The 17,925-nt window shown below is 75.3% G+C and carries 15 protein-coding genes and 1 pseudogene; 4 read left to right on the top strand and 12 right to left on the bottom strand.

Translation table 11 applies throughout. From position 1 onward, the window contains the following. Positions 1–19 precede the first annotated feature (19 nt). Positions 20–208, bottom strand: coding sequence for a hypothetical protein (locus FDO69_RS22410; RefSeq protein ID WP_104781644.1), 189 nt, complete (start codon positions 206–208; stop codon positions 20–22). A gap of 149 nt (positions 209–357) precedes the next feature. Next, positions 358–1,829, bottom strand: a pseudogene (locus tag FDO69_RS22405) (aminotransferase class I/II-fold pyridoxal phosphate-dependent enzyme). Positions 1,830–2,124: 295 nt separating this feature from the next. Between FDO69_RS22405 and FDO69_RS22400 the strand changes: the two are divergent. From FDO69_RS22400 to FDO69_RS22385, 4 genes are all read left to right on the top strand, one after another. Then, positions 2,125–3,303 (top strand): amidohydrolase, encoded by a 1,179-nt coding sequence (locus tag FDO69_RS22400; protein ID WP_104781643.1) that lies wholly within the window; start codon positions 2,125–2,127, stop codon positions 3,301–3,303. 63 nt (positions 3,304–3,366) lie between these two features. Further along, positions 3,367–3,900, top strand: a complete 534-nt coding sequence (locus FDO69_RS22395) for a DoxX family protein (protein WP_104781642.1) — start codon at positions 3,367–3,369, stop codon at positions 3,898–3,900. A gap of 76 nt (positions 3,901–3,976) precedes the next feature. After that, positions 3,977–4,540: a hemerythrin domain-containing protein gene (locus tag FDO69_RS22390; RefSeq protein WP_104781641.1), complete on the top strand. Its 564-nt coding sequence runs from the start codon at positions 3,977–3,979 to the stop codon at positions 4,538–4,540. A 393-nt stretch (positions 4,541–4,933) separates the two neighbouring features. Continuing rightward, the gene (locus FDO69_RS22385; protein WP_104781640.1) at positions 4,934–6,175 is read left to right on the top strand and encodes an MFS transporter; all 1,242 of its coding nucleotides are present in this window, start codon (positions 4,934–4,936) and stop codon (positions 6,173–6,175) included. A 512-nt stretch (positions 6,176–6,687) separates the two neighbouring features. Here FDO69_RS22385 and rfaE2 read toward each other — a convergent pair. The 10 genes from rfaE2 to FDO69_RS22335 all read right to left on the bottom strand — a co-directional run bounded on the left by rfaE2 (position 6,688) and on the right by FDO69_RS22335 (position 17,340). Next, positions 6,688–8,082, bottom strand: a complete 1,395-nt coding sequence (gene rfaE2 / locus FDO69_RS22380) for a D-glycero-beta-D-manno-heptose 1-phosphate adenylyltransferase (protein WP_104781639.1) — start codon at positions 8,080–8,082, stop codon at positions 6,688–6,690. Further along, positions 8,079–8,714 (bottom strand): D-sedoheptulose-7-phosphate isomerase, encoded by a 636-nt coding sequence (locus FDO69_RS22375; RefSeq protein WP_104781826.1) that lies wholly within the window; start codon positions 8,712–8,714, stop codon positions 8,079–8,081. Before FDO69_RS22375 ends, rfaE2 begins: the two co-directional genes overlap by 4 nt. Before the next feature lie 189 nt (positions 8,715–8,903). Continuing rightward, positions 8,904–10,181, bottom strand: a complete 1,278-nt coding sequence (locus FDO69_RS22370) for a glycosyltransferase (protein ID WP_104781638.1) — start codon at positions 10,179–10,181, stop codon at positions 8,904–8,906. Further along, positions 10,178–11,143, bottom strand: a complete 966-nt coding sequence (locus FDO69_RS22365) for a glycosyltransferase (RefSeq protein WP_104781637.1) — start codon at positions 11,141–11,143, stop codon at positions 10,178–10,180. The genes FDO69_RS22370 and FDO69_RS22365 overlap by 4 nt, the downstream gene beginning before the upstream one ends. Next, a complete protein-coding gene (locus FDO69_RS22360) occupies positions 11,140–12,201 on the bottom strand; it encodes a glycosyltransferase family 9 protein (protein ID WP_104781636.1) in 1,062 nt (353 codons plus the stop codon). Before FDO69_RS22360 ends, FDO69_RS22365 begins: the two co-directional genes overlap by 4 nt. Then, a complete protein-coding gene (locus FDO69_RS22355; RefSeq protein ID WP_104781635.1) occupies positions 12,198–12,806 on the bottom strand; it encodes a D-glycero-alpha-D-manno-heptose-1,7-bisphosphate 7-phosphatase in 609 nt (202 codons plus the stop codon). The genes FDO69_RS22360 and FDO69_RS22355 overlap by 4 nt, the downstream gene beginning before the upstream one ends. Next, a complete protein-coding gene (locus tag FDO69_RS22350; RefSeq protein ID WP_104781634.1) occupies positions 12,803–13,876 on the bottom strand; it encodes a glycosyltransferase family 2 protein in 1,074 nt (357 codons plus the stop codon). Before FDO69_RS22350 ends, FDO69_RS22355 begins: the two co-directional genes overlap by 4 nt. Beyond that, positions 13,873–15,549, bottom strand: a complete 1,677-nt coding sequence (locus FDO69_RS22345; protein WP_104781633.1) for a carbamoyltransferase family protein — start codon at positions 15,547–15,549, stop codon at positions 13,873–13,875. The genes FDO69_RS22350 and FDO69_RS22345 overlap by 4 nt, the downstream gene beginning before the upstream one ends. 65 nt (positions 15,550–15,614) lie before the next feature. Then, a complete protein-coding gene (locus FDO69_RS22340) occupies positions 15,615–16,580 on the bottom strand; it encodes an NAD-dependent epimerase/dehydratase family protein (RefSeq protein ID WP_104781632.1) in 966 nt (321 codons plus the stop codon). Positions 16,581–16,812: 232 nt separating this feature from the next. Beyond that, a complete protein-coding gene (locus tag FDO69_RS22335; RefSeq protein WP_104781631.1) occupies positions 16,813–17,340 on the bottom strand; it encodes a hypothetical protein in 528 nt (175 codons plus the stop codon). Positions 17,341–17,925 lie beyond the last annotated feature (585 nt).

Raw genomic sequence — 17,925 nt, 5'->3', positions numbered from 1 at the left:
TTCTACTCCTGTCGGTCCACTAGCCCTTCTTGGGGCGCGGGGTGGGCGGCGACAGGAGCAGGCCGAAGCCGCCCTTGAACAGCGCGAGCGCGGCGCACTCGCGGCTGTCGCGGAAGATGCCGTCGGCTTCTGCCGGGTCGAGCGCGGCTTCGATGTCGGCACTCTGGATGCCTGTCAGGTCCTTGGTGACCTTCTCCGTGGCAGTCATTGCACCATCTCCTTTGCTGAAGTGGATGCTTCTTCTCTAGTGCACCTGATGGGGACAAATCATGCCAACTGACGCAGACGTTTATTTGCGTCACTTCTTCAACATCTCGCGCATGAATTACTTGGCTCACGGCAGTTGCCGCGGCAACGTCATGGCTGTTCAGCGCGGGCCACGACCCGAAGCGTGCGCACGGAGGAATCGGCCGCGTCCGGGATCAGGACGCCGTGCTCGGCGCCGCTGCGCAGGTAGTCCAGCACCCGCTCGGTGATGACCTCGCCGGGTGCCACCACGGGGACGCCCGGCGGGTAGGGGCTGATCGTCTCCGCGGCGATGCGGCCCGCGGCCCGTTCGGCGGGCACGTGTTCGACCGGGGCGAAGAACGCCGCGCGGGGCAGCATGGCCTGCTCCAGTTCCAGCACCGAGGGCTCGGGCAGCCGGACCGGCGGGCGGCGTTCGACGGAGTCCGCGTGCTCGACGAGGGCGCGCAGGGCGTCCAGGAGGACCTCTTCGGTCTCGTCGTCGTCCGCATGGGTGATGGAGGCGCTGATGCGGCAGCTGTCCGAGCCTCCGACGTCCACGTGGCGGTGGACGCGCAGCCACTCCACGGCCTGCATGCCGCTCAGGCCGAGCTTGCGGACGTCGATCACGATCTTGAGCGGGTCGAGGTCGGCGGCGAGCCCCTCCTCCACGATCCCCCGGCCCATGGGCCGCAGGCCCGGCAGATCGGCGACCGCCGCCCGGATGCGTTCCGCGCGGCGGATGGCCGCGTCCAGCAGTTCACGCCCTTGTTCGACCATCTGGCGACGCCAGCCGTCGAGCGTGGCGTAGACGAGCGAGGACGCGCTGGTGGTGCCGAGCAGGTCCTCCCGCTGCGCGAGGGCCTCGGGCGACACGCGGTCGTACGGAGGTGGAAGACGGAGCTCTGCTCCACCGCCCCGCCCATCTTGTGCACGCTCGTCACCGTCAGGTCGGCCTCGGCGTCCATGCCCCAGGCCGGCAGGTCCGGGTGGAACGGCAGGTGGGCACCCCACGCCTCGTCGACGATGAGGGGCACATCGAACTCGTGGCACACCCGCGCCACTCCCCTGATGTCCGCGCAGGAACCCCAGTCGGTGGGTGTGATCAGCAGCATGCCCTTGGCGTCCGGGTGCTCCCGCAGGTGGCGGCGGACGTCGTCCGGCTCGGGCGGGTGGGCCAGATGGCGTTCGCCGTCGAACTTCGGGTGCACCCAGATCGGTTCGACGCCGTTGACGACGACGGCCGGGACGACGGACTTGTGGGCGTTGCGCGACAGCAGCAGCTTCTAGCCGGGTCCGGCGGCTGCGAGCATGGCGGTCTTCACGGACAGGGAACTGCCGCAGGTGGAGAAGAACGCGTGCTCGGCGCCGACCGCGTCGGCCATGAGCTCCTGGGCCCGGCTCAGCACGCCCTGGGACTGGCGGCGGTCGTCGAGCCCGTTGAGGGAGAGCACGTCGGAGCGGAACACGTCGAGGCCCACGATCTCCGCGACCCGGGGGTCCACTCCCCTGCCCTGCTTGTGGCCGGGCGGGCCGTAGGCGATGTCGCCACGGTGCCGGAAGTCCTCCAGCGCCTCCAGGACGGGCACGCGCGAGTGGTCCATGGTTCCTCCAGGGTCCGGCCCGCCCGAGCCGCCGCCGCGGCGTCCACGCTGTCGTGGCCCGGCGGGTACACCGACCGTGTTCACCCCCGGCCACGGACGAAACGCGGCGGGCGTCGCGGTGGGGTGTGGGGCGCCGGGGGCCCTGCGAGCCGGTGTCGCGGCGGCGGGCGGTGAAACCCGGCCGGGGAGACAGGGGTACCGGGGGTGAGTTCCCGTTCGCCACCGGTAGGCCGGCATCCGGCGGCGAGGGCCGCCCCGGCAGGACACGCACCGAACGTGACGACGAGGAGCCCCCGTGAGCCGAACGCCCGACGCCGTGCACCAGGTCATACATGGGGAGGTGGCGGCCCGGGCCGACGCGCTGTGGGACGTGGCCCGGCGCCTGCACGCCGACCCCGAGTACGCCTTCGCCGAGCACCGGGCGGCCGCCCTGCTCTCCGGTGAGCTGGAGCGCGCCGGTTTCGCCGTGGAGCGCGGTGTGGCGGGGATGCCGACGGCGTTCACCGCGCGGTCGGGGCGGGGCCGGCCCGCCGTGGCGCTGTTGATGGAGTACGACGCCCTGCCCGGCCTGGGCCACGCGTGCGGCCACAACCTCATCGCGGCGGCCGGGCTGGGTGCCGCACTCGCTGTGGCGGCCGCCCTGCCAAAGGCGTCCTCGGGGACAGTGCTGGCGGTCGGTACTCCCGCCGAGGAGGGCGGCGGCGGCAAGGTGATCGAGGTGGAGGCCGGGGTGTTCGACGACGTCGACGCGGCGCTGATGTTCCACCCGGGGGTGTACAGCTGGGCTCGGGCGCCGCTGACCGCGCAGGTGCAGTACCGGGTGGTCTTCCACGGCAGGGCCGCCCACCCCACGGGCAACCCGACCGAGGGCGTCGACGCGCTGGCGGGGCTCGTGGAGCTGTTCAACGTGCTGGCCGTGCTGGGGCGCCGGCTGCCCGAGGGCTCTCATGTGCAGGGCATCGTCACGCACGGCGGTACGGCCACGAACATCGTCCCGGAGTACGCCGAGGGGCTGTTCGGTCTGCGCGCGGCCACGACGGCGGCGCTGGAGGACCTGACGGAGCGGCTGCGGACGTGCGCCGACGGGGTGGCCCTGGCCACCGGCACCACCGTCGAGGTGGAGCGGGCCACGGTGCGCTACGAGCACTTCCGGGACAGCGAGGTGCTCTCCGAGCGGTTCGCCGCGCATCTCGCCCGGGCGGGGATCGAGCTGTCACCGCCCACGCCCGGGGTGTACCTGGGGTCGTCCGACATCGGCAACGTCAGCACGCGGGTCCCCGCCATCCACCCGTTCGTCGCGATCACGGGCGAGGACGGCTCCGACCACACCCCTAAGTTCGCCGAGGCGGCCGCCTCGCCCAGGGCCCGCGAGGTGCTGATCGCAGCGGCTTCGGCCCTCGCGTGCACCGCCGCCGACGTCCTGCTGTCCGGGGCGCTGCGTGAGGAGGCGTGGGCGCGGCACCGGGCGGTGTGAGTGGTTCGGCTCCGGCTGGGGAACCCGGCGAGCGCTGTACCCACCGACTCTCTGGAGAGGGCCATGAGTCTGTTGCGTGTGCTCGGCCGCCCCTTGCTGGCCTCGATGTTCCTCGCGGGCGGCATGAACTCCGTCCGCGACCCGAAGCAGGTCGCCGACGCCGCCGAGCCTGTCGTCCAACCGGTCACCGAGCGTGTCCCGGCTCTGCCGGATCGCACCGAGCAGGTCGTACGGCTCAGCGGTGCCGTACAGGTCGCGGCGGGGCTGATGCTGGCCACGGGGCGCGTGCCGCGTCCGGCCGCGCTGGCCATCGCCGCCACGCTGGTGCCGACCACACTGGCGGGGCACCGCTTCTGGGAAGCGCAGGACCCCGAGGAGCGGGCACAGCAGCGCATCCACTTCCTCAAGAACATGTCCATGCTCGGCGGACTGCTGATCGCCGCCGACGACACCGGGGCCCGCCCCTCGGTGGTGTGGCGCGGCACCCACGCCGCCCGGGGCCTGCGGCGCGACGCGGGCCTGGTGCGCCGCTCCGTCCGCGCCACCGCACGGCCGGCCACCGCGGTCGGGCGGGTCCGGGCCAAGCTGCCCGCCTGAGCCGCCCGCGCGGCACCCGGCGGACCGCACGTTAACCCCCCGAATCCGGGGGACCCGAGCGCTGGAGGTGAAGGAGATGGGACACGGAGGAAACGTCATCGACGAGCTGGTGACCGATCACCGCGAGGTCGAGGAGATGTTCGGCAAGATCGAGGCACTGCCGTCCGGCCACCAGGACCGCAAGACGTACGCCGACCAGGTCACGATGGAGCTCGTACGGCACTCGGTGGCCGAGGAGGCCTACCTCTACCCCGCCGTACGCGAGCACGTGGCGGGCGGGGACGCCCTCGCGGATCAGGAACTGAAGGATCACGCCACGGCCGAGCAGATCATGAAGGATCTGGAGGGCTGCGGTCCGGGTGACGCCGACTTCGACCGGCTGGCGGGCATGCTGATGAGCGAGATCCGCTCGCACATCGCCGACGAGGAGGGCAACCTCTTCCCGCGGCTGCGGCAGGCCTGTCCGATGGACACGCTCAACGAGCTGGGCGACAAGGTACGCAAGGCCAAGAAGACCGCCCCGACCCGGCCCCACCCTGCGGCCCCCGACAAACCACCGGCCAACAAGCTCCTGGCTCCGGGCACCGGGATGGTGGACCGGCTGCGGGACGCACTGAGCGGCCGGGGCAAGTCCGGGTGAGCCAGGTCACCCCGCTGGGCGGGGCTCGTCACTTGAGGTGACGGGCCCCGCTTCCTTGTGCGGGTGATCGACCGCGGCGTGGTCACTCCGTGTGATCAACCCCACTGCGGTCTCAAGGCCCGTGCCGGGCAGGGCCTTTCGAGGGCCGGAGAGCGTGGATCAAGGGCAGGTGGAACCGCTTCCCCGGTCCCCTCTGCCACGATGGTCGGCGCCGTACCCGTCGAGGGGTCCACCGTGCAGCGCCGCCGGTGTGACGCGCCCCTCGTCGCCCTCCTCTGAGTCCTCCGACTCGTCTTCGAGTACCGCACTGTGCCTTCCTCCCCCTCCCCTGCCCTGCCCGCCTCCGCCCTCCCCGCTTCCCGCTCGCCCTGGCGGTCACTGCGGTACCGCAGCATGCGCTGGTGGTCCGTCGCGAACTTCGTGTCGAACGCAGGCACGTGGATGCAGCTCACGGTGCAGAACCTGCTGGTCCTGCAGATCACCGGGTCCGCCGCCGCGACGGGCCTGTCCATGTCGGTGCAGGCCGCTCCGGCGCTGCTGATCAGCGTGCTCGGCGGGGCCGCCGTCGACCGGTGGCCGCGCAAGCTGACGGCCGCCGTGAGCCAGGCGGTGCTCGGCGCGATCGCGTTCACCACGGCCGTCCTCGTGGCGCTGGACCTCATCGACATGACCTCGCTGATGGTGCTGGCCGCCCTCACGGGTGTCGTCGCGACCGTCGACAACCCGGCGTGCGCGCTGCTGGGCAACGACCTCGTACCGGCGGAGGACGTGCCCTCGGCCATCGGGGTCGGGGCCTTGGTGCACCAGGCCGGTCGGCTGGTGGGGGCGGCCCTGGCCGGTGTGGCGGTCGGGTTCCTCGGCACGTCCGCCGCGTATTTCGGCAACGGGCTGTCGTTCCTGTTCGTGGCCTCGGTCATCCCGTTCCTGCGTCCGGCGGCCGGTGCGGGGCGGCAGGACACCCCGGCTGCCGAGGACACCGGTCCCGACCTGACCGTCCGGGAGGGGCTGGCCTACTTCGTGCGGCGCCCGCGCCTCGTCGCGCTGGCGGGTGTGACCGGCATCAGCTCCGTGTTCGGCCGCAACTACGGGCTCACCCTGGCGGTGCTCGTCACCGGGCCGCTCGCGGGTGGTGCCGGTTCGTTCGGCACGGTGTCGACCGTGCTCGCCGTCGGCGGCATCCTCGGCGCGGTTCTCGGCGCCCGGCTGCGCCGGCCGTCCGTGCGGCTGGTGGGCGCCCTGGCGGCTGCGGGGGCGCTGCTGCAGGTGGTGGCGGGGCTGTCACCGTCGCTTGCGGTGCTGATCGCGCTGGTCCTGCCGATGGCCGTGGTCGAGTCCGTCTCCGACACCGCCGGCACGGCCGTTCTCCAGACCGACCCGCCCCCTCACCTGCGGGGACGGGTGCTGGGTGTGTGGGGCAGCATCGGCACGGTGTGGGGCCTGGGCGGCCCTCCCGCGCTGGGCCTCCTCATGGAACTGGCCGGGCCGCGCGGCGCCCTCGTCACCGGCGGACTGCTCATCGCCGGCGCGATCGGGACGGGCTCCCTGCTGCGCAGGCGCCGGGCCCCGGCCCCGGTCGTCCTGCGCAAGGGGGAGCACGACGCGCCGGGCAGGCGAGCCCTGAGCCCGGCGGCCTGAGCGGGCTCCGTACCCGCACGGCCGGCCGGCACCGGGCCTGACCGCCCGAGCGGGCTCCCCAGTGACCGCGCGCCGCCCCGCACCGACCCCGGCGGCCCGAGCTGCGCCCTACTGACCGCGCCGACCCGCACCGGCCCCGGCGGCCCGGGGTGGGATTCCCGCCCACCGGCCCAACCAGCACCGCGCGCGGCGGCCCGGGGTGGGATTCCCGCCCACCGGCCCGACCAGCACCGAGCGCGGCGGCCCGGGGTGGGCTTCCCGCCCACCGGCCTAACCCGCACCGAGCGCGGCGGCCCGGGGTGGGATTCCCGCCCGCCGGCCCAACCAGCACCGAGCGCGGCGGCCCGGGGGGGGGTTCCCGCCCACCGGCCCACCCAGCACCGAGCGCGGCGGCCCGGGGTGGGAGTCCCGCCCACCGGCCCAACCAGCACCGAGCGCGGCGGCCCGGGTGAGCGCCCTACGGGGGCGGTTCCCGAAGCGTGGTCCGTGCAGCTCCCCTCACCGAGTGCTCCTCACGGCCGCAGCGCCGCCTCCGCCGCCCGCCGGGCCAGCAGGGTCGTGGAGCGGCCGTCGAGGTAGGGCAGGACCACCGCCTGCCCGCCCCAGGTACGGAGCACCTTCGCCTCGGGCAGATCCTGGACGGAGTAGTCGCCGCCCTTGACCCAGACGTCCGGCCGCAGCCGGGCCAGTACCGCCTCGGGCGTGTCCTCCTCGAAGACCACGACGGCGTCGACGCTGCCGAGCGCGGCGAGGACGCGGGCCCGGTCCACCGCCGGGTTGAGCGGGCGCCCCGGCCCCTTGCGGCGCGCGACGGACGCGTCGGAGTTCAGGCACACGATGAGGCAGTCGCCGATGCGCCGGGCGCTCTCCAGCAGCCCGACGTGACCGGCGTGCACCAGGTCGAAGCAGCCGCCGGTGGCGACGACGGTGCCACCGCGGGCCCTGACCCGCTCGGCGAGCCCGAACGCGTCGGTCGCGGGCCGGTCGGCGGCGCCGGGCTCGGGCTCGGTCCGCCACAGGCCGGGGTTGCCCGCACCGCCCGCCGCGACGAACGCGGCCGCCTCCGCGACGGCACGCTGCAGCGCCTCCTCGGGGAGCAGACCGTCCGCCAGAGCGGCCGCCGCCGTGGCGGCGAAGCAGTCGCCCGCGCCGCAGGGATCCCCGGCGGCCCGGTAGGGCACGGGGACCAGCATCGGGGTGCCGGGGCCGGGCCGGGCCAGCAGTACTCCGCGCTCGCCGAGGGTGACGGCCACCCCGGCGGCACGCCAGCGCTGGACGAGCTGGGCCGCCCGCTCGGCGTACGCGCCGAGCGAGGTCCCTCCGGAACCGGGGTGCAGGGCCCGTGCCTCGGCCGCGTTGGGGGTGACCAGGCGTGCTCCGGGCACGGGCGGGTCGCCCGTGGGGTGCGGGTCCCACACCAGGGGCGTGCGGCGGGCGGCGTCCTCCAGGAGCGGTCGCAGGGCGCCCGCCGTGTGCCGGCCGTAGTCGGCGACCAGGACGGCGTGCGCGTCGGCCAGCGCCTCCCGGACCGCGTCGTCGGGCTCGCCCGGGGTGCCGCCGCCCCGGTCGATGCGCACGACCGGCCGGCCGCCCGCGAGGACGCGGGTCTTGACCGGCAGGGTGCCGTCCAGCGGGATCTCCAGGATCCGGACCCGGCCGCGCAGCCCGCGGCGTACCGCCTCACTGGCCTCGTCGTCGCCGAGCGCGGTCACCAGGACCACGTCCCGGCCGCCACGGGCGGCGAGAGCGGCGGCCAGTCCGGCTCCGCCGGGGTGGCGACGATCGCCGGTGACGTCGACGACGGGGGCGGGGGCGTCGGGGGCGAGGCGGGTGGAGACGCCTTCGATGTCCTCGTCGAGGAGAACGTCCCCGACGACGACGAGGGGGTGCGGCCCGGTCCGGGTCATGGCGTCCCCCCGTGTGTCAGGACCGCACGCCGCGCGAGGGGCGTGGCCAGGGCCGTGTCGAAGCACTCGCAGAGCAGGTGGACGGCGACGAGGTGGGTCTCCTGGACGTTGGCGGTCGTGTCCGCCTCGATGCACAGCGCCTCGTGGGCGGCTTCCGCCAGGGGGTTCGGGCCGCGCCCGGTGAGCGCCCAGACGCGCAGTCCGGCCTGCCGGGCGGTCACGGCGGCGGCGACGAGGTTGCTGCTGCGCCCCGAGGTGGACAGCAGCATCAGGACGTCCCCGGGGCGACCGTGGGCGGTGACCTGACGGGCGTAGACGTGGTCGAAGCCGTAGTCGTTGCCGATGGCGGTCACGCTGGACGTCTCGGCGTGCAGGGCGATCGCGGAGTAGGCGCGGCGTTCCCGGCGGTAGCGGCCGACCAGTTCGGCTGTGAGGTGCTGGGCCTGGGCGGCGCTGCCCCCGTTGCCCGCGGCGAGGAGCCGGCCGCCGCCGCCGAGGACGTCGGCGAGGCGGCCGCCCCAGTCCGCGATCCGGTCCAGGCCGTTCTCCCGGAACCGGCCCAGGGCCTCCTCCAGCGACCGGCAGTGCAGACGGGCGGCGTCGAGGCCGGGCTGTGGTGAAGATTCGCTCATGCGGATCGGGCGCACCACCGTGCGGGGACGGCGGGGACCCACACCTCCTTCGGGCGGTGGGCGGGACGGGCGAGTCAGTGGGCACCGGTGCGGCGGGCTCGGTGTCGAGGACCTCACCGGGACCGGCGGGGTCAGCCGGTACCGGTGGCGGCGGGCTCGGTGTCGAGGACCTCACCGGGACCGGCGGGGTCAGCCGGCACCGGTGGCGGCGGGCTCGGTGTCGAGGACCTCGCAGTAGGCGGCTTCGGTGGCCGCGGCGACGTGGCCCCAGCCGTACCTGCTGAGCACCCGGCGGCGGCCCGCCGCCCCGCAGGCCGCGCGTGCCTCCGGATCGGCGAGCAGCCCGGCGACGGCACCGGCCAGGGCCGCCGGGTCGCCGGGCGGTACCAGTCGTCCGGTGCCCGGGTCGGCGACGGTGTCGAGCTGCCCGCCGACCGCGCTGGCCACCACGGGCACGCCGCAGGCCATGGCCTCCAGCGGGACGATGCCGAAGGGTTCGTAGTCGGCGGGGCAGACCACCACGTCGGCGGAGCGCAGCAGGGCCGGCACCTCCTCGCTGGGAAGGGCGCCGGTGAAGCGGACGCGGTCGGCGACGCCGGCGTCCCGGGCGAGGTCGCGCAGCCGCCGCACTTCCGGGTCACCGTCGAGCCGTCCGGCGGGCGGCCCGCCGACGACGACCAGTTCGGTGCCGGGCAGCCGGGCCAGGGCGGCGACGGTCACGGCGGTGCCCTTGCGCGGCACGAGCCGGCCCAGTTGCAGGATCCGGTGCGGGTGGGGGCCGCGCGGCGCGGCCGGGCCCTTGGGAGTGAACCGGTCGGTGTCGACACCGCACGGCACGATGCCGATCCGGTGCGGGGGGATGCCCATGCGGACCAGTTCGTGGACCTCGTCGCGGCAGGTGGCGATGACGCGGTCGCAGTTCAGGCCGATCTCGATCTCGCCGGGGATCCGCTCCGGCGGGCTGGTGTCGGCGAGCCGCTGGTGCCGTCGCTTCACGGTGCCGAGGGCGTGGTAGGTGTGCAGCAGGGGAAGGCCGTGCTCGCGGGTGGCGCGCAGCGCGGCCAGGCCCGACATCCAGTAGTGGGAGTGCACGAGATCAGGCGGCCGGGTGCGCCAGCCGCGGGCGAGGTGGCGGCCGAACTCGTCCATGTGCGGCAGCAGTTCATCCTTGGGGAGCGGTTCGGCCGGCCCGGCGGGTACGTGGTGCACCTCGACGCCGTCGCGCAGTTCCACCCGCCACGGCAGGTCGGGCGCGTCCCGGCGGGTGTGGACGGTGACGCGGTGGCCGCGGTCGGCGAGTGCCCCGGCGAGGCAGGCGACGTGGACGTTCTGCCCGCCGGCGTCGACTCCGCCGAGTGCGGCGAGGGGACTGGCGTGCTCGGAGACGAGCGCGATCGCGAGGACGCCGGGGTCGAGCGGGCCGCCGCCGAGCGGTCCGGACGGGAAGTGGCTGAGGGACGGGGTCATGAGCACACCTCCGTGATCAGGCGCTCCCAGTCGGCCAGGAAGCGTTTGAGCCCGTAGCGTTCGAGGGCCGCCTGGCGGGCGCGGGTCCCCTCCGCGGCCGCGGCCTCGGGTTCGTGGAGGTAGCGGCGGGCCGCACGGGCCAGGACGTCCGGCCGGGTGGTCAGGGTGCCGGCGCCGGGCGGGACCGCCTCGACCGCCTCGGTGGTGGCGAACGCCAGCACGGGCATGCCGAGGTGCATGGCCTCCAGCAGGGACAGGCCGAGGGAGGTCCAGCGCACCGGGTGCAGGTACATGCGGCGGTCGGCCAGCGCCGTGTGCAGCTCGCTCTGGGGCAGGTCGGCGGTGCGGCAGCGGTCCGGTGCCAGGCCGAGGTGTCCGGCCAGGCCCTCGGTGCCCATCCCGAACACGTCGAGCGGAACGGCCTCGGCGAGGGCGGGCAGCAAGTCGGTGCCGGTGTACCGGGCGCGCCGCACGGGTTCGTTGACGACGACGGCGGCGCGGGCGAGCCGGCCGCTGTAGCGGTGGCCCGGGTCGACGATGCCGTGCTCGATCACCTCGGTGCGGGTGCTGCCGCCGTCCCAGAACAGCCGGTTGAAGTGGGTGACGTGCACGAGGGTGAGGTCGTCGCGGTCGGCGCACGGGTGCCGGGTGTCGGGCACGTCGCCGTCGGGCGCGTTGTGCTCCAGGTACACCGCGGGCACGTCCCGCCCGGGGCGGCGCCCGCCGAGCCACCGTTCGGCCAGCGCCGCCTCGTGCGGCCGCTGGAGGAGGACCAGGTCGACCGGCGTGTCGCCGAGTTCCGCGGGGGTGACCTCCTGTACCGAGGCGGGCCAGGTGAAGGTCTCGGCCCGCCCGAGGCCGTCCGGGCCGCGGTCGGGCGTGACGGGGACGAGGTAGGTGTGCGGGCCCTGGACGAAGGCGGTCGTCCAGGAGCCGTGCACGTGCCACAGCAGGATGTTCATACGGCAGCTCCTCGCTCGGTCTGTTCTCCCCGGTCCGCCGGGTGGCCCGTGAGGGCCGCCACGGCGGCGAGCACCTCGGCGTCGCCGATGCCGTCGAGGCAGGGGTGTCCGGGCACCGGGCAGTGCCGGGCCCGGGTCTGCGCGCAGGCCGCGTGCGGGTCGCCGAGCAGGACGTGCGGTACGCCGTAGGGGGCCCACCGGTCGGCCGGCACGACCGGTGCGAAGAGGCTGACGACGGGCGTGCCCACGGCGGCGGCGAGATGCGCCGGGCCGGTGTTGCCGGCCACCACGGCCCGGGCTCCGGCCAGGACTCCGGCCAGGTGCGGCAGATCGGTGGCGCCGCCGAGGTCCAGGGCGCGCCGCCCGGCGACCCGTGCGGTCAGTTCGCGCTCGGCGGGCCCGCCCGTGACGACGACCCGGTGCCCCGCTGCGGACAGGGCGGCCACGGCACGAGCCGCCCGGCCCGGCGTCCAGGCCCGCGCGGGCACGGCCGCGCCGGGGTGGAGGACGACGTACGGCTCGGGGCCGGTGAGGTGGCCGGTGCTCGGCGGCGGCAGGACACGCAGCCGGCCGTCGTCGCCGGGCGGGACCGGGAAGCCCTCGGCGCGGGCCAGGTCGAGGGCGGCCAGGGCCTCATGACGGTGCGGCCTCCTGCGGTGCCGCCGGTCGAGGAGCGCGCCCGGGTAGTCCTCGCAGTCGGCGGCGGTCCGTCCGATCCCTGCCAGCTTCAGCAGCAGGGCGGCCGGCAGTGGGCTCTGGTGGTACGACACCAGCACGAGCGCCCGGTCGAAGCGGCCCGCCGTGAGCGTCTCCATCAGCCGCCGGGTGCCCGCACGCGTCACCGGCGGCGGCTCCAGCCCGACCCAGGGGGCGTCGAAGGTCAGCACGTCGTCGACGCCGGGCAGCATCCGCCCGGCCGCCGTGCCCTGGGGCCCGCAGAGCAGCGCGGTGTACGAGGATCCGGCGGCGACCGCCCGTACGGCGGGCCCGGCCAGGAGTACGTCTCCGGCGCTGTCGAGACGGACCACGAGGGTGCGGGGAGGACGGGAGGGGGTCATCGTGGCTCCCGTGCCGTGACGGCGGAGCCGAGGACGAGGCGTACGGCCGCCGGCAGGTCCGGTGCCGTGACGTCGGCCGTCGCGGTCTCAACGGCACGGGTGACGGCCGTGGGGACCAGGACCCCTCGGGCCCCCGCCGCCCGCGCCGCCTCCATGTCGGCTCCGATGTCGCCGATGACGGCGGTGCGTTCCGGTGGGACGGCGAGCCGCCGGCACGCGGCCAGGATCAGTCCGGGTGCCGGCTTGCGGCAGGCGCAGCCCTCCCCCGGCCCGTGCGGGCACACGGCCCAGACGGCGAACGGCCCGAGCAGTTCCTCCACCCGCAGCCGTACGACCTCCACGTCGCGGCGGGTCAGCAGGCCCCGGGCCACGCCCGACTGGTTGGTGACGACCCCGACGGGCACCCCGGCGGCGCGTACGGCGTCCACGGCCTCGCGGGCGCCCGGCATGAGCGTGACCCGGGACGGGTCCCCGTTGTAGGGCACGTCGGCGACGAGGGTGCCGTCGCGGTCGAAGAGAACGGCCGCGGGGTGGGGGCCGCCCGGCACGCGCGGGTGCTGCCGCACGTGCCCGGGGAGGAGCCAGGGGGCGAGGGGCGGCGTCATGACCGCAGCCGTTCCCGGGCGGCCGGGCGGGGCGCGGGCGCCGGCTCACCGTTGCCGAAGGGGGCGTACCGCCCTGCCTTGCGGTGGGCGACCCGCCCGCGCAGCCAGTGCCAGGTCGCCGCGGGAGGGACGAAGGCACTGGTCACCGCCATGGTGAGCACCTCGTCGCGGGTGCCCGGCCCGGGCAGGATGCGGGCGAGGGCGAACTCGGTGGTGCCGGCCAGCCAGGCGGCGGCGCAGGCCGCGGCGGCCCGGTGCCTGCCGAGCAGGGCGCAGCCGAGCGCCGTCACCCCGGCTCCGGTCACCGCAAGGTGCAGGGGCAGGCGCCCGCGGCGTGCCTCGGCCCGGCGCCACCAGTGACGGCCGTGCAGCCGGGTCATCAGCACGTCGTCGGCGTTTCCCGCCTGGAGCCGGACGGAGATCCAGCGCCCGGCCTGCCGTACGGGGTGGGTGGTGGTGCGCCGGCCGACGGTGAGCGTCCAGCCGGCGTCGAGCATGCGCAAGGCGAGGTCGGCGTCCTCCCGGAAGGCCCGCCGGAACCGATCGTCGAATCCGCCGACGGCCGTCAGCGCGGCCCGGCGGTATGCCAGGTCGGCGGTGATCCAGCGGGCGCCGGCGAGTCCGGCCGTGTTGCGTTCCCAGTCCGTGGGGCGCCGGTCGGCGGGCAGGGGCACATCGATGCGGGCGGTGATCCCGGCGGTGCGCTCGGTGGCCGCGGCCAGGTCCAGGGCCAGGTCGTCGCCCCAGGTGGGCCCGGGGACGACGTCGTCGTCGAGGAAGACGATCCAGGGCACGTCACCGGCGGCCCGCCAGCCGAGGTTGCGTGCGGCGGCGGGTCCGCGCGCACCGCCGGGCACGACGATGGTGCGTGCGCGCAGGGACGGTGGGACGTCGGCGGTGAGGGGGACACCGTCCGTGGCGGGCCGGTCGTCGACGAGGACCACCCGGACGGGGCCCGGCCCGGTCGTCTCCGCGAGGGCGCGCAGGCAGGCGCCCAGGCTGGCCCGGCCGAGGGTCGGGATGACGACGGCGTACGCGGCGTCGGGCGTGCGGGTCTCGGGTCGGGTCATCGTGGGCCTCCGGCATCGGCGCTGCGGGAGTCGGTACGGAAGAGGTCGCCGCGCCGGATCGCGTACGGGCCGATGGCCAGCAGGTCGACGGGCGAGGAGCCGAAGCACTCCAGGGCGTCGCGCGGGTCGTCGACCATGGGCCGGCCTGCCGTGTTGAGGCTGGTGTTGACGACCACGGGCAGCCCGGTGAGACGCTCGAACTCGCCGAGCATGCGGGCGATAAGGGGTTCGCGGTCCGGGTCGACGGTCTGGATGCGGGCGGTGCCGTCGACGTGCACGACCGCGGGGATGCGGTCCCGCCATGCGGGGGCCACCTCGTGCACGAACAGCATGTACGGGCTGGGCAACGGGCCGTCGAAGAGCTCGGCTGCGCGGCCGGCGAGGACCATGGGTGCGACGGGGCGGAACTGCTCGCGGCCCTTGACGTCGTTGAGGCGTTCCAGGTTGCCCGCGTGCCCGGGGTGGGCCAGCAGGGAGCGGTGGCCGAGGGCCCGGGGGCCGTACTCGGAGCGGCCCTGGAACCAGGCGACGATCCCGTTGTCCGCCAGGGCCCGGGCCACGGTCGCGGCGATGTCCGAGGGCCGCTCGACGGGTACGGCCGCGGTCTTCAGCCAGGCTCCGAGCTCGGCGTCGGACCACTCGCGGCCGAGGTCGGCACCGGCCATGGGCTGCGGTGCGTCGCCCTCCACGGCGGACAGCAGCAAGGCTCCGCCCAGGGCGGTGCCGGCGTCTCCCGCCGCCGGCTGCACCCACACCCGGGCGAAGGGACCCTCGCGGGCGATACGGGAGTTGGCGACGCAGTTGAGGGCGACGCCGCCGGCGAGGGTGAGCACCCGGTCGTGGGTCCGGCCGTGCAGCCAGCGCACCAGGTCGAGCAGGGTCTCCTCCAGCACGGCCTGGGCACTGGCGGCGACGTCGGCGTGGTCCTGTGTCCACGGCTCGTCGGGACCACGCGGGGCGCACAGCTCGGGCCAGGGCACGCCGGTGGCGTGGAAGCCGCCGTCGCCGGTGGGATACACGTGGCGGCGCAGTTCGGCGAGCATGCGCGGCCTGCCATGGGAGGCGAGGGCCATGACCTTGAACTCGTCAGAGGAGCGCAGGAAGCCCAGATGCTCGGTGAGTTCCTCGTAGACGAGGCCGAGAGAGTGCGGCAGGTCCTGGGCGTGCAGTTGCTCCAGGCGGTCGCCCACGCGGCGCGCGGCCAGATGGGAGGCGCGTTCCCCACGGCCGTCGAGGACGAGGACGGAGGAGTTCCCGGCGTCCGGTGCGGCGAAGGCGCTGGAGGCGGCGTGGGCCATGTGGTGCGGCACGAAGCGGACGATCCCGGGGTCGAGACCGGGCAGGGCGGTCCTCAGGAAGCCGGGTGCCTCGCGGGCGTAGGTCAGCCGCAGGTGGTCCCAGGGGTCGTCCAGGCCCATGTCCTCGGCCGGCCGGGCGAGCCGGGGGTCGAAGGAGTAGGTGACGGCGTCGAGGTCCTGCGGGCGCAGCCCGGCCCGCTTCAGGCACCAGGCCGCGGCCCGCTCGGGCAGTTCCCAGGCGGAGAACGGCAGAGGTCTCTTGCCGTGTTTGCGGCGGGAGAACCGCTCCTCCTCCGCGGCGGCGACGGTCCGTCCGTCGATCACCAGGGCGGCGGCGGGGTCGTGGAAGAGGGCGTTGATTCCGAGGATGCGCATGGAGGGCGGGCCTTTCGGCGGTCGGGAGACACCCGGACGCGGCGGTGCGGGGTGCCCGGGCGGGTTCACTCCTCGGTGCCGGCCTCGCGGAACCAGGCGATCGTGCGCCGCAGCCCCTCCTCGGCACGCACCTGCGGTTCCCAGCCGAGCTTGTCGCGGGCCAGCGTGATGTCCGGGCAGCGCACGGCCGGGTCGTCCACCGGGCGTTCGATGTAGCGGATCTCGGAGGACGACTCGGCGAGTTCCACGACCAGGCGGGCCAGGTCGAGCATGGTGATCTCGGTCGGGTTGCCGATGTTGACGGGGCCGCGCATGCCGTGGGCGGCCGCTGCGAGGACGCCGCGCACGGTGTCGTCGACGAAGCACAGCGACCGAGTCTGGCGGCCGTCGCCGGTCACGGTGAGGGGCTCGCCGGCCAGGGCCTGCCGTACGAAGGTCGGCACCGCCCGTCCGTCATGGCCGCGCATGCGAGGGCCGTAGGTGTTGAACAGCCGCACGATGCAGGTGTCGGTGCCCTCGGCCTCGGCGTGGGCGGTGGTCAGCGCCTCGCCGAAGCGTTTGGCCTCGTCGTAGACGCTGCGCGGTCCGACGGGGTTGACGTTGCCCCAGTAGCGCTCGTCCTGGGGGTTCTGCTGCGGGTCGCCGTAGACCTCGGAGGTCGAGGCGAGGACGAAGCGGGCCCGGGCGCAGTGCGCGAGTTCCAGGACGTGGCGGGTGCCGAGGCTGCCGGTCTCCAGGGTGTGCAGCGGGAGGCGCAGGTAGTCCGCCGGGGACGCCGGGGAGGCGAAGTGCAGCACGAGGTCCGGTGGCCGTTTGACCCGCAGCCCCTCGGACACGTCGGCCTGGACCAGCGTGAAACCTGGCCGTTCGAGCAGCGGCGTGATGTTCTCGGGCCGGCCGGTGCTGAAGTCGTCGACGCAGGTGACGGCCGCACCCGCGTCCAGGAGGGTGGCGCACAGATGGGAGCCGACGAACCCGGCGCCGCCGGTGACGACGGCGTGTTCCCAGGTGCGTGAGAGGGCGGTGCTCATGTCGGTCTCTCCTCCGTGGCGGCGGCGCGCGGCAGGACGGTCGCGCCCCGGCCTGCGAAGGAGCCGGAGTGCCGTCGAGCTCACGCCCAGCCTCCGACGGCCGTGCGGGCACGGCACGGCCGCGTACGGCAAACCGGTGAGTCACGGAGGGTGAGAGCCGTACCCAGGACGCTGTCCTCGCAGGTCAGCGCAGTGCACCTGAGCGTCAGGCGATCAGTGTGCGGCCCGGGAGTCAGGCGATCAGTGTGCGGCCCGGGTTCAGGCGGTGGAGGAGCTGGTCCTGGTGCAGGCCGGCGACGGGGGCGAGCAGGTCGGGGTGGCGCAGCAGGGCGGCGGCGTTCCGGTCGCCGTCGTCGGGGGCGACGAGCCGGCGGAACTCGGCCGGTGCGCCGGTGCTGTGGCTGCCGTCGGCGAGCGCGGCCACCGCCCGGGCCGCCAGCTCCGGGTCGGTGAGCAGACTGGCCGCCCAGCTGGCCACGACCTCGTCCACCCAGCTGCGCCAGGCGTGTGCGTCCACGTCGTCGCCGAGGGCGGCGTCGGCGCCGCTGATCCAGTCGAGCCGCCCGGAGCCGCCGGGGCCGGCCATGCCGAGCAGAGCGGCGTCCATCGCCGTCGGGTACCGGAGCCAGGCCGCGACGGTCACGGCCTGCCGGGCCTGGACCTCGCACAGGGCGGAGGCCAGCGCGCCGCCGGAGGCGGGGAAGGCGCGGGTCAGCCACTGGGCGGTCGCCGCGATGACAGGGGAGAGATCTGCGTGCACTGCCGGGCCGTCCGAAAGGAAGGGAGCGGGGATCTGGTCGTAGACGGTAACCGCCGCTTCCCGCCCCCGGACGTGATCGGGACCTCGTCCAGCACGTGGCCTCGGCCACATCGCCGAGGGGGCCGGGCGGGCCGGGCATCGTCCTGTGCTTCGTCGAACCGCCGCGTGCAGCGCCGGCGCCCATGCGCATCGTCGAGCCGCCGCGGTGCGCGGCGGTGGCGGCCGTTTCACCCGTACAGGCGCCGGGCCGCCGCCGTGCGCAGCGGTGACGGCCGTTTCACCCGTACAGGCGCCGGCCCGTCGCCGGGCGCGGCGGTGGCGGCCGGTTCGCCCGTACAGGCGCCGGGCCGGCGCCGTGCGCGGCGGTGGCGGCCGTTTCACCCGTACAGGCGCCGGGCCGTCGCCGTGCGCAGCGGTGGCGGCCGTTTCGCCCGTACAGGCGCCGGGCCGTCGCCGTGCGCGGCGGTGACGGCCGTTTCGCCCGTACAGGCGCCGGGCCGTCGCCGTGCGCAGCGGTGACGGCCGTTTCACCCGTGCAGGCGCCGGGCCGCCGCCGTGCGCAGCGGTGGCGGCCGTTTCGCCCGG

The organism is Streptomyces tibetensis (assembly GCF_007655005.1).
Lineage (GTDB): Bacteria > Actinomycetota > Actinomycetes > Streptomycetales > Streptomycetaceae > Streptomyces > Streptomyces tibetensis.
Note: the sequence above shows the minus strand (reverse complement) of the source record. Positions and strands in the feature narration are given on the sequence as shown.